The following is a 17,918-nucleotide window of genomic DNA, read 5'->3' on the forward strand; positions in this document are numbered from 1 at the left end:
AGATAATCGTCAGCCAGGGAAGGCCATAATATCCACCCTACACGAAAGGTAATTATGTGATGGTCAGTTCAGTCGATATAAAAAGCGATGGTGATAATACCCCATTAATTCGGCGTGTTGCGTCTGCGTCTGCCATTGGCACCGCAGCAGAATATTATGATTTCTTTGCCTACGGCACGGCGGCGGTGCTCTTTTTTGGACACTTATTTTTTCCAAGCGATGATCCTTTAATCAGTACCCTGGCGGCTTTTGCTACCTATGCTGTGGGATTTCTGGCGCGTCCATTGGGCGGCATTGTATTTGGTCATATTGGCGATAAAGTTGGACGCAAAAAGGCGCTTGTCATCACCATCCTTATTGTGGGGTTAGGGACATTCTGTATTGGGCTGCTCCCGACCTACGAGAAAATCGGTATCTGGGCACCTGTGCTGTTAATTTTAATCCGTATCCTTCAGGGCTTTGGCGTCGGAGGTGAACAGGCCGGGGCGGTACTGATGACGGCAGAATATTCTGCTCCAGAGCGGCGCGGATTCTTCGCCAGTTGGGTGCAGATCGGCGCGCCGGTCGGTTTTTTATTGCCGCTGGCATTATTTGCTATCCTGAACGCCACGCTCACTGCAGAAGCCATGATGGATTACGGCTGGCGTATTCCATTCCTGCTTAGCTTACTGTTGGTGATCGTGGGACTGTTTATTCGACTCCGTATTGATGAGTCGCCGGTATTTGCCCAAATCCGCCAAACGAAGGCCGAGGAGTCACGTCCGTTGGTTGAGGTGATCCGCGATTACCCCGGCATTGTGACAAAAGGCGTCTGCGCCAAATTGATCGAAGCCTGCACCTTTGCCATGTTTACCGTTATCGTGCTGGCCTATGGCAAGGCGAATAATCTCGACGCCAATATCCTGATGGAAACGATGATTGTCGCCGTTATTCTGGAAGTGATCGCCATTCCACTGATGGGCGCGCTGTGCGACAAAATAGGACGCAAGCCGGTTTATATTACTGGTGCATTACTCCAGGTCATTATGATTGTGCCGTTCTTTCTGGCTATTAATCAGGACAGTTTCTGGCTCACGCAGTTAGTGATGATCATTGTACTCAGCGTCGGTCACAGTATGTGTTATGCGCCACAAGCCTCTTATTTCCCGGAGTTATTCCCGACACATATTCGTTGTAGCGGCATCGCGTTAATCTGGCAAATAGGTTCATTAATCGGTAGCGGAGTATTAGGTCTGGTGGCAGTGAAAATATTACAGGTTACTGGTGGGCATTATTACGGCCTGGCAGCCTACGTCATTGTGCTTGGTATTGTGTCCATTATTGGCCTTTTGTTAATGCCCGAGACAGCACCTTCCAGGCGAGACGCTGAATACCACGAATGGCAGCAACATTAATATTCCGGCAAGTCATTTATAGCGCATTTGCTGACGAATTATTCAGAGAGTAATGACCATGAAAAGTATCGTGATTGAAACACCCAATAAGCTGCTGATTGACGAACGCCCGTTACCAGAACCCGCAGCGGGTGAAGTGCGCGTCAAAATAAAACTGGCCGGTATTTGCGGCTCCGACAGCCATATTTACCGTGGTCATAACCCCTTTGCGAAATACCCGCGGGTGATTGGCCATGAATTCTTCGGCGTCATCGATGCCGTGGGCGAGGGCGTTGACGCCGGACGGCTGTGCGAGCGCGTGTCGGTCGACCCGGTGATCAGCTGCGGGCACTGCTATCCGTGCTCGGTCGGCAAGCCGAATGTCTGTACCTCGCTGGTGGTGCTGGGCGTGCACCGCGACGGCGGTTTCAGTGAATATGCGGCAGTCCCTGCGAAAAACGCCTGGCCGATCCCGGATACCATCGCCGATAAACAGGCGGTGATGGTTGAACCGTTCACCATTGCGGCGAACGTTACCGGCCAGATTAATCCCGGCGAGAACGACATCGCCCTGATCTACGGCGCAGGCCCGATGGGGCTGACCACCGTACAGGCGCTGAAAGGCGTCTACCGGGTGAAGCAGGTTATCGTTACCGACCGCATCGAAGAACGGCTGGAGATGGCGAAACGCAGCGGCGCGGATCTGGTGATCAACAACGGCAACGCCTCATTGCAGGATGCGCTGGATGCACAGGGCATTAAGCCGACCATCATTATTGACGCCGCCTGTCATCCGTCGATATTGCAGGAAGCCATCGGTCTGGCATCCCCCGCGGCGCGAATCGTGATTATGGGCTTTTCCAGCGAACCTTCACAAATCGTGCAGCAGGGCATTACCGGCAAAGAGCTGTCGATATTTTCATCGCGCCTGAACGCGCACAAATTCCCGGTGGTGATCGACTGGATACGCAGGGGGCTTATCGATCCTGACAAGCTTGTCACTCATACCTTTGACTATCAGCAGGTTACCGACGCCATTGACGTGTTCGAGAAAGACCAGCGGCAGTGCTGCAAGGTCTTACTGACGTTCCCGCAATAACAACAATAAATGCGAGTGAGTGGTACGCATCTTACTATTTCAGAGATAGCCATTATGACCCAAGTAAACAATGAAAGAACGACGTCCGACCTGGTGAAAGCCGCCGTTTCTGGCTGGCTGGGTACCGCGCTTGAGTTTATGGATTTCCAGCTCTACTCCCTCGGGGCGGCGCTGGTGTTTCATGAAATCTTCTTCCCGGAGCAGTCGGCGGCGATGGCGCTGATCCTGGCGATGGGAACCTATGGCGCAGGCTACGTCGCGCGTATTGTCGGCGCATTTTTCTTCGGCAAAATGGGCGACCGCATCGGGCGTAAAAAAGTGCTGTTCATCACCATCACCATGATGGGGATCTGTACCACGCTTATCGGCGTGCTGCCGACCTACGCGCAGATTGGTATTTTCGCGCCGGTGCTGCTGGTGACGCTGCGTATCATTCAGGGGCTGGGCGCGGGGGCGGAGATCTCCGGCGCGGGTACCATGCTGGCGGAGTATGCGCCGAAGGGCAAACGCGGGATCATCTCCTCGCTGGTGGCGATGGGCACCAACTGCGGCACGCTGAGCGCCACCGCGATCTGGGCCTTTATGTTCTTCGTGCTGGATCGGGAAGAACTGGTAGCCTGGGGCTGGCGTATCCCGTTCCTCGCCAGCGTGGTGGTGATGATTTTCGCCATCTGGCTGCGCATGAATTTGAAAGAAAGTCCGGTGTTTGAGCAGGTTAACGAAGGGGAAAGTATTCCTGCGAAAGTGCAGGCATCTGAAACCACCCTCGGGGCGATGTTCAGCAGTAAAACCTTTTGGCTGGCGACCGGCCTGCGTTTTGGTCAGGCAGGTAATTCCGGGCTGATCCAGACCTTCCTTGCCGGTTATCTGGTGCAGACCCTGCTGTTTAATAAGAGCATCCCGACGGACGCGCTGATGATCAGCTCGATTCTGGGCTTTCTCACCATCCCGCTGCTGGGCTGGCTGTCGGACAAGATTGGCCGCCGCCTGCCGTATATCCTGCTGAATATCTCGGCTATTGTGCTGGCGTACCCGATGATTTCAATCATCGTGGATAACAGCTATACACCGGGCGTGATCATGGCGTCGATTATTGTCATCCATAATTTCGCGGTGCTCGGTCTGTTCGCCCTGGAAAACATCACTATGGCCGAGATGTTCGGCTCGCGTAACCGCTTTACCCGGATGGCGATCTCCAAAGAGGCTGGCGGTCTGGTGGCGGTAGGCTTCGGCCCGGTGCTGGCGGGGATCTTCTGTAACATGACCGGTTCCTGGTGGCCCATCGTCGCGATGATGATGGTCTACTCGGTGATTGGTCTGGTCTCCGCCATCCTGATGCCGGAAGTGCGCGACCGTGACCTGAGCATTCGTGAAGATGCCGCAGAGAAAAGGGCGCAGCAGAGCGTGGCGGGTGTACGTCGTCCGGTCTGACTAAGCATCGCATAACCATGCAGGCGCTGAATGATTAAAGCGCCTGCATTTTGATACATTTAGTTACCATTCTAGTTGGTGTAGTCAGCAAATCCTGTTTCAGGTCAACATTCCGCTGACGGGCATCCGTCATCTTATGGACCAGTGTTTCATTTAATAAGACGAGTCTCATCCATGGAAAACAGACTGTTAAACGCGAAAGCCACGTTACCGGCTTACGATCGTAATGCGCTGGTGCCGCGCATTGTGCACCTCGGTTTTGGCGCGTTCCATCGCGCACACCAGGCGGTGTATACCGATATTCTGGCCGCAGAACACCACAGCGACTGGGGCTACTGCGAGGTGAATCTGATTGGCGGCGAGCAGCAGATCGCCGACCTTAACGCGCAGGACAAGCTTTATACCGTGGCGGAAATGTCCGCTGACGCCTGGACCGCCCGCGTCGTCGGCGTGGTGAAACGCGCGCTGCATGCGCAGGTCGATGGTCTGGAAGCCGTGCTGGCGGCACTGTGTGAGCCGCAGGTGGCGATTGTCTCCCTGACCATCACCGAAAAAGGCTACTGCCACTCCCCGGCGACCGGGCAACTGATGCTCGATCACCCATTTATTGTCGCCGATCTGCAAAACCCGCAGCAGCCGAAGTCCGCGCCCGGGGTGATTGTCGAAGCGCTGGCGCGCCGCAAAGCCGCCGGTCTCAATGGCTTCACCGTAATGTCCTGCGACAACATGCCGGAAAACGGCCATGTGATGCGCAATGTGATCACCGCCTATGCCCGCGCGGTGGATGCAAATCTCGCCGACTGGATCGACACTCACGTCACTTTCCCGTCCACCATGGTGGACCGCATTGTTCCGGCGGTAACCGCCGAAACCCTGGATAAAATCGGGCAGCTCACCGGTGTGCGCGATCCGGCTGGCGTGGCCTGCGAGCCGTTCCGTCAGTGGGTGGTGGAAGATAACTTTGTGGCCGGACGTCCGGCGTGGGAAAAAGCCGGAGCCGAGCTGGTGGCGGATGTGCTGCCGTTTGAGGAGATGAAACTGCGTATGCTGAACGGCAGCCACTCCTTCCTCGCCTGGCTGGGTTATCTGGCGGGTTATCAGCATATCAACGAGTGTATGGAAGATGATAATTATCGCCGGGCTGCGCACAAGCTGATGTTACAGGAGCAGGCCCCGACGCTGAGCGTGCAGGGTGTGGATCTGGCGCATTATGCCGACATGCTGATCGCCCGCTACAGCAACACCGCGCTGCGTCACCGTACCTGGCAGATCGCCATGGACGGCAGCCAGAAACTGCCGCAGCGTATGCTGGACTCGGTACGCTGGCATCTGGTGCATAACAGTGACTTCCGGCTGCTGGCGCTGGGTGTGGCGGGCTGGATGCGTTACGTCGGCGGTGTGGACGAGCAGGGGCAGCCGATTGAAGTCTGCGATCCGCTGCTTTCGGTCATTCAGCAGGCGGTGAAGGGCAGTGCAGAAGGGGAAGAACGGGTGAAAGCGCTGCTGGGCATAGAGGCGATTTTCGGCAACGAACTGCCCCATGAACATGCGTTTGTCAGTGAAGTGAATCGCGCGTACCAGTTGCTGTTACGCCAGGGGGCGAAAGCCACGGTGGCGCAGTACGCGGCATAACGTAAAAAGCCGGGTGGCGGCGATGCCTTACCCGACCTACTTATTACGATTTTATCGCTCACATGCCGGGTGGCGGCTGTGCCTTACCCGGCCTGGGTTCTGACCACGTCCACATTTCTGTAGGCCCGGCAAGCGAAGCGCCGCCGGGCACCACGTCAACCCTTTACTCTTCCGTAAACCACTCGCGGTTTTCCTGGCGGATCAACTGTACGGTTTCGCCGATCTCCTGCAAATGACGCGTCATCGCCCGATCCACGCCCTCCACATCCTTTTTCTCCAGCGCGGCAAAAATATCCAGATGCTGGCTGAGGAGTTTTTCAGGCGGCGAGACGTGATCAAGGCTCATGTAGCGCACCCGATCCATGGTCGCTTTAATATTTTCGATGGTGTCCCAAGCCAGCTGGCAGTCGGCGATCTGCGCCAGTTTCTGATGAAACTCGTCATCCAGCTGAAAGAAATCATTAAGCTGCTTGCGATCTATAGCGATGCGCTGCTGATGCAGATTCTGCTCAAGCTGATAGCTCTGGCTGTCGTTGATCATCGTGGCCGCGCGGCGGGCGACGGCGCACTCAATGGCCTGACGCACAAAACAGCCATTGCGCACTTGCTGCATGGATATTTTATTCACATAGCTGCCGCGCTGCGGGCGGATCTGAATAAGACCGTTTTCCGCCAGCTTAATAAAAGCTTCGCGCACCGGCTGACGTGAAACATCAAAACGCACCGAGACGTCTTTTTCAGACAGCGGCGTTCCGGGGGCGATAAGACAATGCACAATATCCCGGCGCAGAATGCGGTAGATTTGCTGGTTTACAGGCTGGGTTGGATTTAATTGCGTTTCAGCGGCCATTCGTTGTGAGTTCTCAGACAGTTAACCCGGCTACCATACCATTTTTTTTGCGGGCATCCCAGAAGGCGAACGCCTCCGGAACGCCCGGCAGGATCAGTTGCCGTAAACCGCGAGCAGCTCTCTGGCCGCCAGCTGGCCGAGTGGATTGGCCGCGAACGGGCTGTCGCCGGTCAGCAGATGACGATCTTTATTTACGCTGCCCTTAATATCATCATTGATGATATTCATCCCCATCGCTTTTAATTCCTCGCCAAAATACCAGGTCAGATGGCCGGGCATATAGCCCATATCCGGCGTCTGTTTATCGGTGGCATCCGGGAAGGCGCAGATAGAATAGCCTTGCAGCGGATTATCGCCGTTGCGCAGCGACAGGAAAGCCGCCGGGCCATGACACAGCGAAATCACGAAGCGATCGTTGCCGATGGCCCAGCGCAGGGTATCGGCCACCGCGTCGCTTTCTGGCAGCCCGATCAACGCGCCATGACCTCCAGGGATAAACACTGCAGCATAGTCGCTGCTCCCGTTAAGTCCTTTAACCACATCGGACAGTTTTGCAGGGGACTGGAATCTCGCCTGATGCTTGCGGAAAAAGGGCATAATGCACGTATCCTGACGCGGCATCGCCCAGTATTCAAACTTAGCCATCTGGCCTGAAACCGTCGCCACGTCAAATTCGAACCCGGCGGCGTGAAGGTGCCAGAGCGGCACCAGCGTTTCAACTGGATGATTGCCCGTAGAAAACAAAGCGCCCGTGTCCGTCTTTAGATAACGCTCATCGGCAGCAATCACCAGGATCTTTTTGCCACCCTTATGACGAGTGGGATAATCGGCATCACTTAAATCGGAAACCTCGCTGGTAAACTCGCCCAGAGAATATTCTGAGGGGAAAAAGGCATTATCTTCAGCATGATCAATTTGTGGCTGTTTACTTTTATCGTTACTCATCACTCATCCTCGCTGATATAGCATCAATTACTGTGTGATTAATTATATGCCATGTACAACGATGCAGTGACCAGGAAAAATCCCTTTAAATATAAAAGCCTTATATTTACTTTGTGTGAGGATATTTCATATAAAATTCAAGGGATCAGGCGAGGTGAGTAGGGAGGAGTAAATAATACATACGCCAAAACGGCAACCCTAATGATTAAATCAGGGTCGCCGCTACTGGCTGTTTCAGGATAATATGTAACTCATTAAAAATGCATTTTCACATTTTTAATTTTTACATTATATCATGTCTGAAACGCTATTCGGATTTTCTTCCGCCGCCATGGCTGTTTTGTCCGCCTTTTTTACCTGCTTCGGAAGCTTTTTGCTGATCGTTTTTGAAATTCCCGCCGCTATGCTGGCCGCCTTTGCGACCTGCTTCTGATGCCTTTTCTTTATCTTCCGCGAAATTACCAGAACCGCCACGATGTTCAGTCATATATATTTCCTCTTTAGATAAAATAATTTGCAGTGGGAAAAAGCACACTGCGCCATGACAACGCTATTAAATGTAGCTCAGCCTCATAAAATAACAAGCGAGAAGTCCGCCAGAAATATCACACTAAGACAATTCCTATAAAGATATATTCTCCCTGGACGATAATTGCAGATGCGGTTTATAGTTACATAAAGAGCTGTAAAACAGGGTGTTATCGTCTGGCTAAAATTACATTACAGTGAATTTACAGGTGACGCATGAATATCTGGTTTATACACGCTGGTGGTAAGGTAAAAGAGCCATTTTGCCCGTTGAGGTTTGGCGGCCGTATTTTTTTATTATTACGAAGCGGCGGTTCGCTATCAAAACCATTGATGTGGCTGGAAAAAGAGAAGAAATTCTTGCGCCGCGTATAAATTATATATTCTATATTTGTTCACAGAATTGTGAGGCTTCCCGTTTCGTTTAGCAGGATACTGGCAGGCATATTTTCACTGCAATTGTATTCCGCTACATCGGGGCTAAGCGAAAAGGGGTTAAACAGGAAAAAATATGAAAGTTCATCATCTTAATTGTGGGTGCATGTGTCCGGCAGGCGGCGCGTTATTTGACGGTTTTAGTAAGGGTATCTTCGCCCATTTGGTCTGCCACTGTCTGCTTATCGAAACGGAGCGGGACGGGCTGGTCCTGGTCGATACCGGGTTCGGGCAAAATGACATTCGCCAGCCAGGTAAAACTTTACCAGGCTTTTTTCGGGTGATGAATAATATTCAGCGACGGGAAACCTTGACGGCGCGTTCGCGCATTGAAGCGCTGGGATTCAGCGCTGCGGATGTCCGGCACATCATTCTTACGCATCTTGATTTCGATCATGCGGGTGGGCTTACCGACTTCCCGGGTGCGCAGATCCATCTGCTGCAAACCGAAATCAACACGGCGCAGCAGCGGCACAGCTGGCTGGCCCGTGAGCGCTATCGTCCAGGGCAGTGGGGCGGTATCTCTGGCTGGAACGGGTATCAACCTCAGGGCGAAAAATGGTATGGCTTCGAGGCTGTTATGGCGCTGAAAGGGCTGCCGCCGGAAATTTTACTGGTTCCGCTGCCGGGCCACACGCAGGGGCATGCGGGCATTGCCGTCAGCCAGCCGCAGGGATGGTTGTTGCATGGCGGCGATGCATGGTTCTATCGCGGTGAAATGGATCTGCAAAGCCCGCACTGTACGCCCGGCCTGCGTTTTTATCAGTGGATGATGGCGATGGATAACCAGACCCGGCATCGTACCCAACAGCAACTGCGGGAAGTATTCAAACGTTATAACCAGGAAATTACTTTCTTCTGCAGCCATGACGCTAAGGAACTACATGCTTTCAGTGAGCATGACGGGATGAATAACCGAGTGTAATATTACACTATAATTCATCAGGGGGCGCCTCGCCCATGTCAGTAATTTTCAGGGTGAAGGATACAGGCGCTTATAAATAATGCATTTACAGGTAATATGTGCAGACTTAATGTTTCAATATAAAGAAATAAGGAGACGGGATATGAATACTACTCTGCAGGAATGTATAGCCGCATGTTATAAATGTGCTGCCGCCTGTGATTACTGCGCATCTTCGTGCCTTAATGAACCTGATATCGACATGATGAGAAACTGCATTAAAACAGATATTGAGTGTTCCGCGATTTGTCGGCTTGCGGCCCAACTTATGGGCATGAACAGCGAATATCACAAACAACAATGCAGGCTCTGTGTGGATATTTGTCGGGCCTGTGCAGAGGAGTGCGCAAGACATGAGCATGAACACTGCAAACATTGCGCAGAAGCCTGCCGCCAGTGCGCAGATGCTTGTCTTAGAATGCTTGCCTGAGCCTGAATTATACCGCCGATAGCTCAGCAGGAAAGAGCAACTGCTTTATTAGCAGTGAGTCCGTGGTTCAAATCCTCGTCGGCGGATCAGCCTCTGTAGGTTATATTTTTAAAAACTGATTATTAAAAAACTGATTATTAATATGTCTGCTATTTCATCCTGCTTATCCATTCCACACAAAAATCCAGATAGGCTCGCACGATAGCGGAAGGGTGTTTATGACGGGCATAAACAAGGTGTAACGGCAGACAATATTTGTTGATGTCAGGTACAAGCCGTATCAGCTCTCCGCTTTCCAGCCAGGGGCGGGCAGAAAAATCCAGCAGCTGGGCGATGCCCATGCCGCCCAGGGCGTAATGAAGCAAACCCCGGGAATTATTGGTGGAAAAGAACGGATCGTATTTCACTTTTTCCGCTCCCGAATCCCATTCAAAAACACCATGGTTCAGACTTTCCCAGGCCATCACCGGCAGGCGGGCCATTTCTGCCAGGGTCTGTGGCGTGCCGTGACGCGCCAGGAATGTCGGGCTTGCCACAAACACCGCTTCCACGTACATAACAGGTTTAGCGATCACATCGTCTGTATTTATTTCGCCCATGCGCAGCGCCACATCCACGCCATCCTCAAATAAATCCACGACCCGTTCGCTGGAATGACAAAAAACGTTGATATCCGGATAGCGTTGCTGAAAAGCGATCAGTAAATCCCACCACAGTGAAAAATCAGGCGGCACGGACAGGCGTAATTTGCCCTGCAACGTATGGGCAGAGGTGACCGCCTTTTGCGCGTCTTCCAGCAGTTCGACACCGGGTCGCGCCTGTTCATAGAATTGCTGCCCTTTGTAAGTGGGTTTAACGCCGTGGCGCGAGCGTTCCAGAAGCTGCACGTTCAGCGCCTCCTCAAGCTCATTGATCTTGCGGCTCAGGGTGGAAATGGGCATGCCCATTCTGTCGCTGGCCGCTGAAAAGCTCCCGGCATTCACTACCGTAATGAATAATTTTGCTGCGTTGTAATCCATTCTTGTTTCCATATTTGGGCATTATCTGTTTATTTTTGGTGATTCCATTCCATTTTGCAAAGGGTAAAATTCGGACTGTGTCATTTTCAGGGGATGTAAAAATGAATAATCGTGTCACTCAAATTTTAAATATTCGCTATCCACTTATTCAGGCCCCGTTATATTTCCTGACCAATGCCGAACTGGTCGCTGCGGTGTCAAATGCGGGCGGCCTGGGTACGCTGGGGCCGCACGCCGGTCAGGAAAGCCTGCCAGGCTCACGCTGGGTGGCGCTGGATCGGATGCGCGAAGAGATCCGTAAAGTCAAAAAACTCACCACAAAACCCTTTGCGGCAACCCTGATCAACGGCCCGGATATGGGCTTCTGGCGGCCTACTGCCGAGATGCTGGCTGAAGAAGGCGTCGAAGTGGTGCTTATCAATGAAGTGCTGGACGCAGAGATCTACGACTTTTTTAAAAGCCGCGGCATCAAAATTCTCTACCGCGCCCTGACGCCGACGATCGCCAATTCGAAAAAAGCCGAAAAACTGGGCGCGGACATCATCATTGCTACCGGCTTTGACGAAGGCGGCACCGTGCCGTCACGGGTGATTGGCACCTTCAGTATCGTGCCGATGATCGTCGACAGCGTGAAAGTGCCGGTTATCGCTGCCGGTGGCATCGGTGACGTGCGCGGTGTGCGTGCCGCCCTGGCGCTGGGGGCGGAAGGGGTATTTGCGGGCAGCCTGTTCTTAACGGCGGTGGAAAACCCCGCGGCGGACAAAGTAAAACGCCTGATTGTCGATTCCACGGCGGAAGATTTGCTGCTGTTTCGCACGCTACCTGCGTATTACCGCACCTTACCTACCGATCTGAGTCCGACGCTGGCAGAACTGGACGCGCAGGGTGCCGATCGTGAAACCCTGTTTAAGGCTATGAACGGCTACCACTCCCTGTGGCAGGCCATGCGCCTCGGTAATTTTGATCAGGGCGTGGTATCCACCGGTACGGGTATTTCGGTCATCAAATCCATTCGTCCGGCCGCAGACATTGTTGCCGATCTCATGCAGGACTTTTAATTAAAGAGGTAAACCATGTCTGATGTAATGCCGTTTCGGGATGTTACGCGTGAACGGGGTTACCCGGACCTGGAGCATCCTGCCAACCAGTACCGCATCGAAAAAGCGCCGCTGGGCGAAAGCGTTACGTTTCATCAATAAGTAACAGACTCAGCAGCTGCCGCAGTTGCTGCTGCTGAGTTTCATTAAGCGTGCCCTGCTGCTGGGGCTGGGGATTGGCGCGCTGTTTCCGCTATCGCTGATCGTCACGCTCGATTACGCCATCGCGCCGCCTCGCTGGACAGCGCCTGGGCCATCATGAGCGTCGGCATCGTGCTGGCACGGCTGGCGTTGTTGTATTACGGTTACAATATCACAACCTTAGCCGCGACAGCGGAAGCCAGGAGTACGCCAGTGCGCGTTTTGTTCGCCCTTTTATTGTCATCGTTACTTGCCGGATGCATCACCTCATCACCGCAAAGAGCGCTGTATAAAGCGGAATACCCGCACCGCCAGGATATTCGTCAGCAAAATGTTTACCAGTTTAAAACGACGCCGATTAAGGCCAGCGGCGAGCGTTACTGGGGCGCGGGTGAGTTAACGCAACTTTTCAGGGTCAATGATAAAGACGCTTCCACCGTTCAGCTTCGCTTCAACTATCCGGCAAAATCACTGGAAGCCGTGTCGCTGGATGCAGCAAACAGAACGCTAAGCAAAGAAACCTTTATCTTACTCGATGAGTCTGCACCCAAACCTTCCAGCCCTGAAACGAACTATTTTTATCTGACAAAAGACGGCCAGCTGGTGCATAAAAACCGCAACTGCACGCCTGACATGAGTGTGGGTTGTCAGTGGTGGAACCACAGGCTTTTTATCACACGCAACGGAGACATGGCGGTGCATTATGAAAATGGTAGTGCTGTGCTGCTGTTTCTGGTTTTCCCCGGTTACGGCTCACATGACTACCTGGAAATATTCTCAAAGGTATCGCCCGTCGCCGACGTCACGCCATAATTTCAAAAATACTGTCCGCCTCCGGCCTGAAGCAGGCTGAGGCGGGCCTCACTCATAATCTGTAACTATCGCAGCAATACATAACGCTTCCGCCGGGGCTGCCGATAACCGATTACTCCTTACATTACCTGGTAAATCTGATGCGTATCCCTGCACTTAAACGTTTATTTTCCCTGAACCGTCTGCGTTCAGCCGTTTCTTATAACGCACTTTGCCAGAATAAACCTGTCATTGAATTCAGTCCGCAAGGGGTGATCCATAAAGCGAGTCCGCTTTTTCTCTCCGCGATGGGATACCGGGCTGACGAAATTATTGGTCAACATCATCGGTTATTCTGCCCGCCCTCGCTGGTCAATTCGCCGGAGTACGACCAGTTCTGGCAACGCCTTGCCAGGGGGGAAAGCTTCAGCGGCAAATATCTGCGTCTGGCAAAGGGGGAACGTCCGGTATGGCTTGAAGCCAGTTATATCCCCGTCACTGACCGGCGCGGCCAGGTGACCCGTGTCATCAAAATCGCGGCCGATATTTCCGCCCGCGTGCAGGCGGCGCTTGAGCAGGAATCTGTCGTCAATGCCATCAGCCGGTCTATGGCTATCATCGCCTTCAGCCCTGAAGGGATGGTGCTGGAAGCCAACGAGAATTTTCTCGCCACCACCGGTTATAAACGCGATGAAGTGATTGGTAAGCATCATCGTCTGTTCTGTTCTCAGAGCCTGTATAAAAGTGATGAATACCGCCAGTTCTGGGAGCGGTTAAATCAGGGGGAATTCTTTTCCGGTCAGTTCCCGCGCCTGAATCGTCGTGGCGAGCCGCTGTGGTTGCGGGCAACGTACAACCCTGTGTTCAACCATGACGGGCAGCTTTATAAAATTGTGAAATTCGCCACCGATGTCACGGCAGATGTTCTGCGCAACCAGCGAGAGCAGGAGGCGGCGGTACATGCATGGGATATGGCGGTGCAGACCCGCGGCAGTGCGCAGGCTGGCGCCGGGGTTATCGAAAACAGTATCCGAATGATTGACCGCATTGCGCAGGGTATGGGCGATGTCTCCAGCGATGTTTCCCGGCTGAACGATCAGTCTGACAGCATCGACGGGATGGTTGAAACCATCCGCAGCTTTGCCATGCAGACCCGGCTTATCGCCCTGAATGCCGCCATTGAAGCGGCGCGGGCGGGCGCGTCCGGTCGAAGTTTTGCTGTTGTTGCCGCAGAAGTGCGAACGCTTGCGGCGAGCGTCAGCCAGGCGACAGAAGACATTGAGCGGGTCGTCGCCAGCAATAATCACCTGGCCAAAGAGGTGCTCAGCGGCATCGAAAACAACCTGATGAATACCCGGGAAGGGGTGACGCTGATGCGTGAAGCGGGTGAGGTGATCGCCAGCATTCAGAAGAATGCCGCCGGGGTCGAGACGGCAGTGAAGGATGTCGCCCTGTCAGTAAAAGCCGGATAACGCCTAATCCGCACCGGTGTACGGATACGTAAAACATCAGTTATGCAATTGTAATAACTGCTTTAATTGAGCGTTGTATCCCCGGGCGGGTTCTTTTAACATCGATGATGAAATTTTAACCCCATCCCGCAACGGCTATCCAGTTGTTATGGAAAGATGTTCATAAGGATCAAGATCATGGAAATAAGTATCCGCACGCCGCTCATCCATTCTTTGCCGTTAAGTCAGCACAGCGGATGTGAGGTCTGGCTGAAAATGGAATCCTCCCAGCCGACCGGTTCTTTTAAGCTCAGAAGCGCAGGGCATATCTGTCAGTATTACGCCCAAAAGGGCGCTAAGGGTTTTATCAGTTCATCGGGCGGCAATGCCGGGATCGCCGTAGCGCACAGCGGTCGTAAACTGGGTTTGCCGGTAACGGTCGTTGTCCCGGAAACCACGTCGGCGCGCGCCAGAGAGCTTATTGAGCTGGAGGGCGCGAGGCTCATTGTGCACGGAAAGGTGTGGAGTGAAGCGAATGAGCACGCTTTATCGCTGGTAACGGATGACATTTTTTATATCCATCCCTTTGATAATCCGCTGTTGTGGGAAGGCATCAGCACCATTGTGGATGAAGTGGTGAATGATGGATTGCGGCCTGACGCGGTGATCCTGTCCGTCGGCGGCGGCAGTCTGCTGTCCGGCATCGCACAGGGACTGGAAAAACATCACCTGGATCATATCCCGGTGTATGCCGTCGAAACCCACGGCACGGCTTCCCTCAACGCCTCGCTGAATGCCGGTAAGCTTGTGCGTCTTGATAAGGTCAGCGGTATTGCCACTACGCTGGCGGCCAGCCAGGTGTGCGAAAATGCCTTTACCGTGGCGCGTCGCCTGAATGTCACCGGCATGGAGGTTTCCGATGAAGAAGCGGTAAACGCCTGTCGTCACTTCCTTGATGATCATCGCGTACTGACGGAACCGGCGTGCGGCGTTTCATTGTCCCTGCTGTATGACCGCAAAGTTCAGTTTAACCCTGCGGATAAGGTGCTGGTTATCGTCTGCGGCGGGGCGTCGGTGACGCGGGAAAGTATTCAGGCCTGACGGATTTTGTTTTCGATACGCACAGGCTGAATGGCAGGGGGTTTCCATTCAGCCTGTGCTGTTAAGGCCTGACACTCTTAGCCGCGCGAAGCGGGCATGTGAATTTCCTGAATTAGCCCTCCTGTCCTTCAACCAGCACAAAGGTGCCGGTTGCAGCACCGGCTCGTAGTAAGCGTGCGGCCTGATACCCCGGGCTGTCATAAAAACGTTTAGCCTCGTCAAAAGAGTCGAACTCAAAAACAACATGCTTTTCGTGCGACTCTCCCTCAAGGTTTTCATACTGCCCGGACCAGGCAATAATTTTTGGACTGAACCCCTGCATTACCTCTCCGGCCGCCCGGGCATATTCCGCATAAGCGACAGGATCGGTTACGGTCACGTGAGCGATGAGATAGCCTTTATTCATTTCTTCTGTTCCTCGGCAAAAAAGCGTTACGCGAAATACGCGGTGTGAAAAGAGTCTATTGAGTATTAATATCTTCATAAACACCCCAAATAATGACGCACTGTTACCCTGAGAGTGAACAATGAAGAACCTTGAGCCGTTGGTGATTTTTGCGCGCGTGGCAGAGCTTAAAAGCTTCACTCAGGCCGCTGAAAGCCTGGGGATCCAGAAAGGGCGTGTCTCAATGGTGGTTCGCGAGCTGGAACATGAAATCGGCGCTTCGCTGCTGCACCGGACGACACGGACCGTACAGCTGACGGAAGACGGGCGGGCTTTTTATTCCCGCGCCCGTGATCTGCTGTCTGAGGCGGACGCTCTGCGGTCAATGTTCACCGATCCCGGAATGCCATTACGGGGTCGGTTGCGCGTGGATATGCCTGCTGTGCTGGCACAAAGCCTTATTATCCCGGCCCTGCCACAGTTACTTGACGCTCACCCTGAACTGGAAATAGAGCTTTCAAGTACCGATCGGCGGGTCGATCTGGTGCAGGAGGGATTTGACTGCGTGGTCCGTCTGGGGCCCGTTGTGGATGACACGCTGATTGCCAGGCCTCTGGGACAGTTGCGCATGATCAATGCAGCAAGCCCGGCCTATCTGGCGCGCTGTGGTGTCCCGGAGACGATAGAGGATCTTCTTAGCCAGAAACACCGAATGGTTCATTACATCCGGAACTTTGGCGCGAAACCCGAAGGGTGGGAGTACCCGTCCGGCGATGGCTATAAAACGATCCTGCTGCCTGGCGCCGTCAGGGTAAACAGTGTTCCGGCCTATCATGACGCGGGACTGGCCGGTCTGGGGCTGATTCAGGGAGGATACTCGTCACTTGTCACGCATATCGAACGCGGTGCGCTGATGGAGGTGCTTCCCGATCTGCGTCCTGAGCCTCTCAGCGCTGCTTTTGTCGTCGCACACCGCCGCAATCTGTCGCCGCGTGTCAGAGCTTTTATGGAATGGACGGAAGGGGTTTTAAAACCTTATTTCGACTGAGAGCTGTGATGAGACAGGGCGGATGTGCCGCCCTGTAAAATCATCATTCACTCTCTGGTAAATCGGAACGGGTCAGTGTCGCCCTGACCTGCGGCAGGCTCTGCGGATAATTCTGCTGGATAAATTCAATCATTTTTTCCCGCACGTAACAGCGTAAATCAAAGGCCATAGGGGAATTCTGCGCCGTCATCAACAGTCTGATGGTCATGGTTTTTTCCGTGGTGTCGGTTACCTGAAGCACCTGAGTTTCCTGATCCCAGAGTCGGGTTTCACTGAGCACTTTTTCAAAGTGTTCGCGGAGCGGCTGTAGGGGCATGGAGTAATCCACATAAAGAAAAACCGTGCCTAAAATTTGCGCGTTATTACGCGTCCAGTTCTGGAAGGGATTTTCGGTAAAGTAGGTGATCGGTAATACCAACCGGCGCAGATCCCACAGACGCACCACCACATAGGTCAGGTTTATCTCCTCAATCCAGCCCCACTCTTTTTCCACCACCACGGCGTCATCGATTTTTATCGGTTGCGTAAAGGCTATCTGGATACCGGCAAATAAATTGACCAGCGACTTCTGGAGCGCAAAACCAATGATGATGCCCGCCACCCCGGCACCGGCCAGGATAGTGGTACCGAATTGTCGGACGCCAGGGAAACTCAGTAAAATCAGGGATAAACAAATTGTGACCAGTAAGACAATCGCGACCTTCTTCACATACATGATCTGCGTGCGAATTTTGCGGGCGCGAAGATTGTTCGAAATATTAATGTCATAGCGTATAAAAAGCATATCCTGCGCAACATTAATCAGTCGAATCAGCACCGAACAAAATGACATGATAATAAATATGTTGGTTGTCGTTCTGATGAAGTTCAGTGACTCGGGCTGGATATGGACATAATTAATCCCTACACGAATAAACAGCAGGGGAATAAAGAGAAACATCGATCCACGAAGGTGTTTCTCAAGCGACTTGAAGAGTTTTCTGTCATGGTTTTGCCAGAAACGGATAAACTGCAAAAGGATAAATCTCGCGAGAAAACCCACCGCAAGAGATACAGTGACGAGCAATACAGCAGGCACCCATGCCGGAGCGCCAGATAACTCACCAACTAAAAAAGGCATGTTTTCCCCTTATCTTTGCCAACAAATGAGTCACGCTTGTCATGCACCTGTGTGCTGACAGACGCCCATTAGTATAT

20 protein-coding genes and 1 tRNA gene are annotated in these 17,918 nt (G+C 53.0%); 15 read left to right on the forward strand and 6 right to left on the reverse strand.

The annotated features are described in order from the left end of the window. The first annotated feature begins 59 nt into the window (after nt 1–59). The 4 genes from BMF08_RS15205 (at nt 60) to BMF08_RS15220 (ending at nt 5,535) form a co-directional block, all read left to right on the forward strand. Nucleotides 60–1,394, forward strand: coding sequence for an MFS transporter (locus BMF08_RS15205; protein WP_072568387.1), 1,335 nt, complete (start codon nt 60–62; stop codon nt 1,392–1,394). Between the two features lie 58 nt (nt 1,395–1,452). After that, on the forward strand, nt 1,453–2,472 hold the full coding sequence (locus BMF08_RS15210; protein ID WP_072569440.1) for a Zn-dependent oxidoreductase: 1,020 nt from the start codon (nt 1,453–1,455) through the stop codon (nt 2,470–2,472). A gap of 54 nt (nt 2,473–2,526) precedes the next feature. Next, nucleotides 2,527–3,903 carry an MFS transporter gene (locus BMF08_RS15215; protein WP_072568388.1) on the forward strand — a complete coding sequence of 459 codons (1,377 nt, stop codon included), beginning with the start codon at nt 2,527–2,529 and terminating at the stop codon, nt 3,901–3,903. Nucleotides 3,904–4,077: 174 nt separating this feature from the next. Continuing rightward, nucleotides 4,078–5,535 (forward strand): mannitol dehydrogenase family protein, encoded by a 1,458-nt coding sequence (locus tag BMF08_RS15220; RefSeq protein WP_072568389.1) that lies wholly within the window; start codon nt 4,078–4,080, stop codon nt 5,533–5,535. Nucleotides 5,536–5,698: 163 nt separating this feature from the next. On the opposite strand, the gene BMF08_RS15225 is transcribed toward BMF08_RS15220, so the two are convergent. The 3 genes from BMF08_RS15225 to BMF08_RS15235 all read right to left on the reverse strand — a co-directional run bounded on the left by BMF08_RS15225 (nt 5,699) and on the right by BMF08_RS15235 (nt 7,817). After that, nucleotides 5,699–6,385 carry a GntR family transcriptional regulator gene (locus BMF08_RS15225; RefSeq protein WP_072568390.1) on the reverse strand — a complete coding sequence of 229 codons (687 nt, stop codon included), beginning with the start codon at nt 6,383–6,385 and terminating at the stop codon, nt 5,699–5,701. 93 nt (nt 6,386–6,478) lie between these two features. Beyond that, nucleotides 6,479–7,330 (reverse strand): glyoxalase III HchA, encoded by an 852-nt coding sequence (hchA, locus tag BMF08_RS15230; RefSeq protein ID WP_072568391.1) that lies wholly within the window; start codon nt 7,328–7,330, stop codon nt 6,479–6,481. Between the two features lie 307 nt (nt 7,331–7,637). Next, a complete protein-coding gene (locus BMF08_RS15235) occupies nt 7,638–7,817 on the reverse strand; it encodes a general stress protein (protein WP_072568392.1) in 180 nt (59 codons plus the stop codon). A 257-nt stretch (nt 7,818–8,074) separates the two neighbouring features. Here BMF08_RS15235 and BMF08_RS21180 point away from each other — a divergent pair, with 257 nt between their 5' ends. The 4 genes from BMF08_RS21180 (at nt 8,075) to BMF08_RS15250 (ending at nt 9,773) form a co-directional block, all read left to right on the forward strand. After that, nucleotides 8,075–8,233 carry a hypothetical protein gene (locus BMF08_RS21180; RefSeq protein ID WP_158684894.1) on the forward strand — a complete coding sequence of 53 codons (159 nt, stop codon included), beginning with the start codon at nt 8,075–8,077 and terminating at the stop codon, nt 8,231–8,233. 136 nt (nt 8,234–8,369) lie between these two features. Then, nucleotides 8,370–9,218 carry an MBL fold metallo-hydrolase gene (locus BMF08_RS15240; RefSeq protein ID WP_072568393.1) on the forward strand — a complete coding sequence of 283 codons (849 nt, stop codon included), beginning with the start codon at nt 8,370–8,372 and terminating at the stop codon, nt 9,216–9,218. Nucleotides 9,219–9,360: 142 nt separating this feature from the next. Continuing rightward, nucleotides 9,361–9,687 (forward strand): four-helix bundle copper-binding protein, encoded by a 327-nt coding sequence (locus BMF08_RS15245; protein WP_072568394.1) that lies wholly within the window; start codon nt 9,361–9,363, stop codon nt 9,685–9,687. A gap of 12 nt (nt 9,688–9,699) precedes the next feature. Further along, nucleotides 9,700–9,773: transfer RNA gene (locus BMF08_RS15250), tRNA-Ile, on the forward strand. A gap of 63 nt (nt 9,774–9,836) precedes the next feature. Here the strand turns inward: BMF08_RS15250 and BMF08_RS15255 are convergent. Next, a complete protein-coding gene (locus BMF08_RS15255) occupies nt 9,837–10,706 on the reverse strand; it encodes a LysR family transcriptional regulator (protein WP_072568395.1) in 870 nt (289 codons plus the stop codon). A 101-nt stretch (nt 10,707–10,807) separates the two neighbouring features. On the opposite strand from BMF08_RS15255, the gene BMF08_RS15260 reads away from it, so the two are divergent. The 6 genes from BMF08_RS15260 (at nt 10,808) to BMF08_RS15275 (ending at nt 15,288) form a co-directional block, all read left to right on the forward strand. Further along, entirely contained in the window at nt 10,808–11,764 is a 957-nt protein-coding gene (locus BMF08_RS15260) for an NAD(P)H-dependent flavin oxidoreductase (protein ID WP_072568396.1), read from the forward strand. 15 nt (nt 11,765–11,779) lie between these two features. Beyond that, nucleotides 11,780–11,905, forward strand: a complete 126-nt coding sequence (locus tag BMF08_RS21415) for a hypothetical protein (protein ID WP_267895189.1) — start codon at nt 11,780–11,782, stop codon at nt 11,903–11,905. Nucleotides 11,906–11,930: 25 nt separating this feature from the next. Continuing rightward, nucleotides 11,931–12,065, forward strand: a complete 135-nt coding sequence (locus BMF08_RS21255) for a hypothetical protein (protein WP_442778385.1) — start codon at nt 11,931–11,933, stop codon at nt 12,063–12,065. After that, on the forward strand, nt 12,062–12,757 hold the full coding sequence (locus BMF08_RS15265) for a hypothetical protein (RefSeq protein WP_234007230.1): 696 nt from the start codon (nt 12,062–12,064) through the stop codon (nt 12,755–12,757). Before BMF08_RS21255 ends, BMF08_RS15265 begins: the two co-directional genes overlap by 4 nt. Before the next feature lie 140 nt (nt 12,758–12,897). After that, entirely contained in the window at nt 12,898–14,208 is a 1,311-nt protein-coding gene (locus BMF08_RS15270; RefSeq protein ID WP_072568398.1) for a methyl-accepting chemotaxis protein, read from the forward strand. Nucleotides 14,209–14,385: 177 nt separating this feature from the next. Further along, nucleotides 14,386–15,288: a pyridoxal-phosphate dependent enzyme gene (locus BMF08_RS15275; protein ID WP_072568399.1), complete on the forward strand. Its 903-nt coding sequence runs from the start codon at nt 14,386–14,388 to the stop codon at nt 15,286–15,288. A 112-nt stretch (nt 15,289–15,400) separates the two neighbouring features. Here BMF08_RS15275 and BMF08_RS15280 read toward each other — a convergent pair whose 3' ends face one another. Continuing rightward, nucleotides 15,401–15,694 (reverse strand): DUF1330 domain-containing protein, encoded by a 294-nt coding sequence (locus BMF08_RS15280; RefSeq protein WP_072568400.1) that lies wholly within the window; start codon nt 15,692–15,694, stop codon nt 15,401–15,403. Between the two features lie 121 nt (nt 15,695–15,815). Between BMF08_RS15280 and BMF08_RS15285 the strand changes: the two genes are divergently transcribed. Continuing rightward, nucleotides 15,816–16,721, forward strand: coding sequence for a LysR family transcriptional regulator (locus tag BMF08_RS15285; protein WP_072568401.1), 906 nt, complete (start codon nt 15,816–15,818; stop codon nt 16,719–16,721). A 43-nt stretch (nt 16,722–16,764) separates the two neighbouring features. Here BMF08_RS15285 and BMF08_RS15290 read toward each other — a convergent pair whose 3' ends face one another. Next, nucleotides 16,765–17,841 (reverse strand): mechanosensitive ion channel family protein, encoded by a 1,077-nt coding sequence (locus BMF08_RS15290; protein WP_072568402.1) that lies wholly within the window; start codon nt 17,839–17,841, stop codon nt 16,765–16,767. Nucleotides 17,842–17,918 lie beyond the last annotated feature (77 nt).

Source organism: Enterobacter sp. SA187 (assembly GCF_001888805.2).
Lineage (GTDB): Bacteria > Pseudomonadota > Gammaproteobacteria > Enterobacterales > Enterobacteriaceae > Enterobacter_D.

Bases quoted from the DNA above. Each gene is read 5' to 3' on its own strand.
- BMF08_RS15290 (WP_072568402.1), bottom strand. From the start codon at position 17,841: ATGCCTTTTTTAGTTGGTGAGTTATCTGGCGCTCCGGCATGGGTGCCT.
- BMF08_RS15255 (WP_072568395.1), bottom strand. From the start codon at position 10,706: ATGGATTACAACGCAGCAAAATTATTCATTACGGTAGTGAATGCCGGG.
- BMF08_RS15260 (WP_072568396.1), top strand. From the start codon at position 10,808: ATGAATAATCGTGTCACTCAAATTTTAAATATTCGCTATCCACTTATT.
- BMF08_RS15275 (WP_072568399.1), top strand. From the start codon at position 14,386: ATGGAAATAAGTATCCGCACGCCGCTCATCCATTCTTTGCCGTTAAGT.
- BMF08_RS21180 (WP_158684894.1), top strand. From the start codon at position 8,075: ATGAATATCTGGTTTATACACGCTGGTGGTAAGGTAAAAGAGCCATTT.
- BMF08_RS15205 (WP_072568387.1), top strand. From the start codon at position 60: ATGGTCAGTTCAGTCGATATAAAAAGCGATGGTGATAATACCCCATTA.
- BMF08_RS21415 (WP_267895189.1), top strand. From the start codon at position 11,780: ATGTCTGATGTAATGCCGTTTCGGGATGTTACGCGTGAACGGGGTTAC.
- BMF08_RS15220 (WP_072568389.1), top strand. From the start codon at position 4,078: ATGGAAAACAGACTGTTAAACGCGAAAGCCACGTTACCGGCTTACGAT.
- BMF08_RS15235 (WP_072568392.1), bottom strand. From the start codon at position 7,817: ATGACTGAACATCGTGGCGGTTCTGGTAATTTCGCGGAAGATAAAGAA.
- BMF08_RS15285 (WP_072568401.1), top strand. From the start codon at position 15,816: ATGAAGAACCTTGAGCCGTTGGTGATTTTTGCGCGCGTGGCAGAGCTT.
- BMF08_RS15270 (WP_072568398.1), top strand. From the start codon at position 12,898: ATGCGTATCCCTGCACTTAAACGTTTATTTTCCCTGAACCGTCTGCGT.
- hchA (WP_072568391.1), bottom strand. From the start codon at position 7,330: ATGAGTAACGATAAAAGTAAACAGCCACAAATTGATCATGCTGAAGAT.
- BMF08_RS15210 (WP_072569440.1), top strand. From the start codon at position 1,453: ATGAAAAGTATCGTGATTGAAACACCCAATAAGCTGCTGATTGACGAA.
- BMF08_RS15280 (WP_072568400.1), bottom strand. From the start codon at position 15,694: ATGAATAAAGGCTATCTCATCGCTCACGTGACCGTAACCGATCCTGTC.
- BMF08_RS15245 (WP_072568394.1), top strand. From the start codon at position 9,361: ATGAATACTACTCTGCAGGAATGTATAGCCGCATGTTATAAATGTGCT.
- BMF08_RS15225 (WP_072568390.1), bottom strand. From the start codon at position 6,385: ATGGCCGCTGAAACGCAATTAAATCCAACCCAGCCTGTAAACCAGCAA.
- BMF08_RS15240 (WP_072568393.1), top strand. From the start codon at position 8,370: ATGAAAGTTCATCATCTTAATTGTGGGTGCATGTGTCCGGCAGGCGGC.
- BMF08_RS15265 (WP_234007230.1), top strand. From the start codon at position 12,062: ATGAGCGTCGGCATCGTGCTGGCACGGCTGGCGTTGTTGTATTACGGT.
- BMF08_RS15215 (WP_072568388.1), top strand. From the start codon at position 2,527: ATGACCCAAGTAAACAATGAAAGAACGACGTCCGACCTGGTGAAAGCC.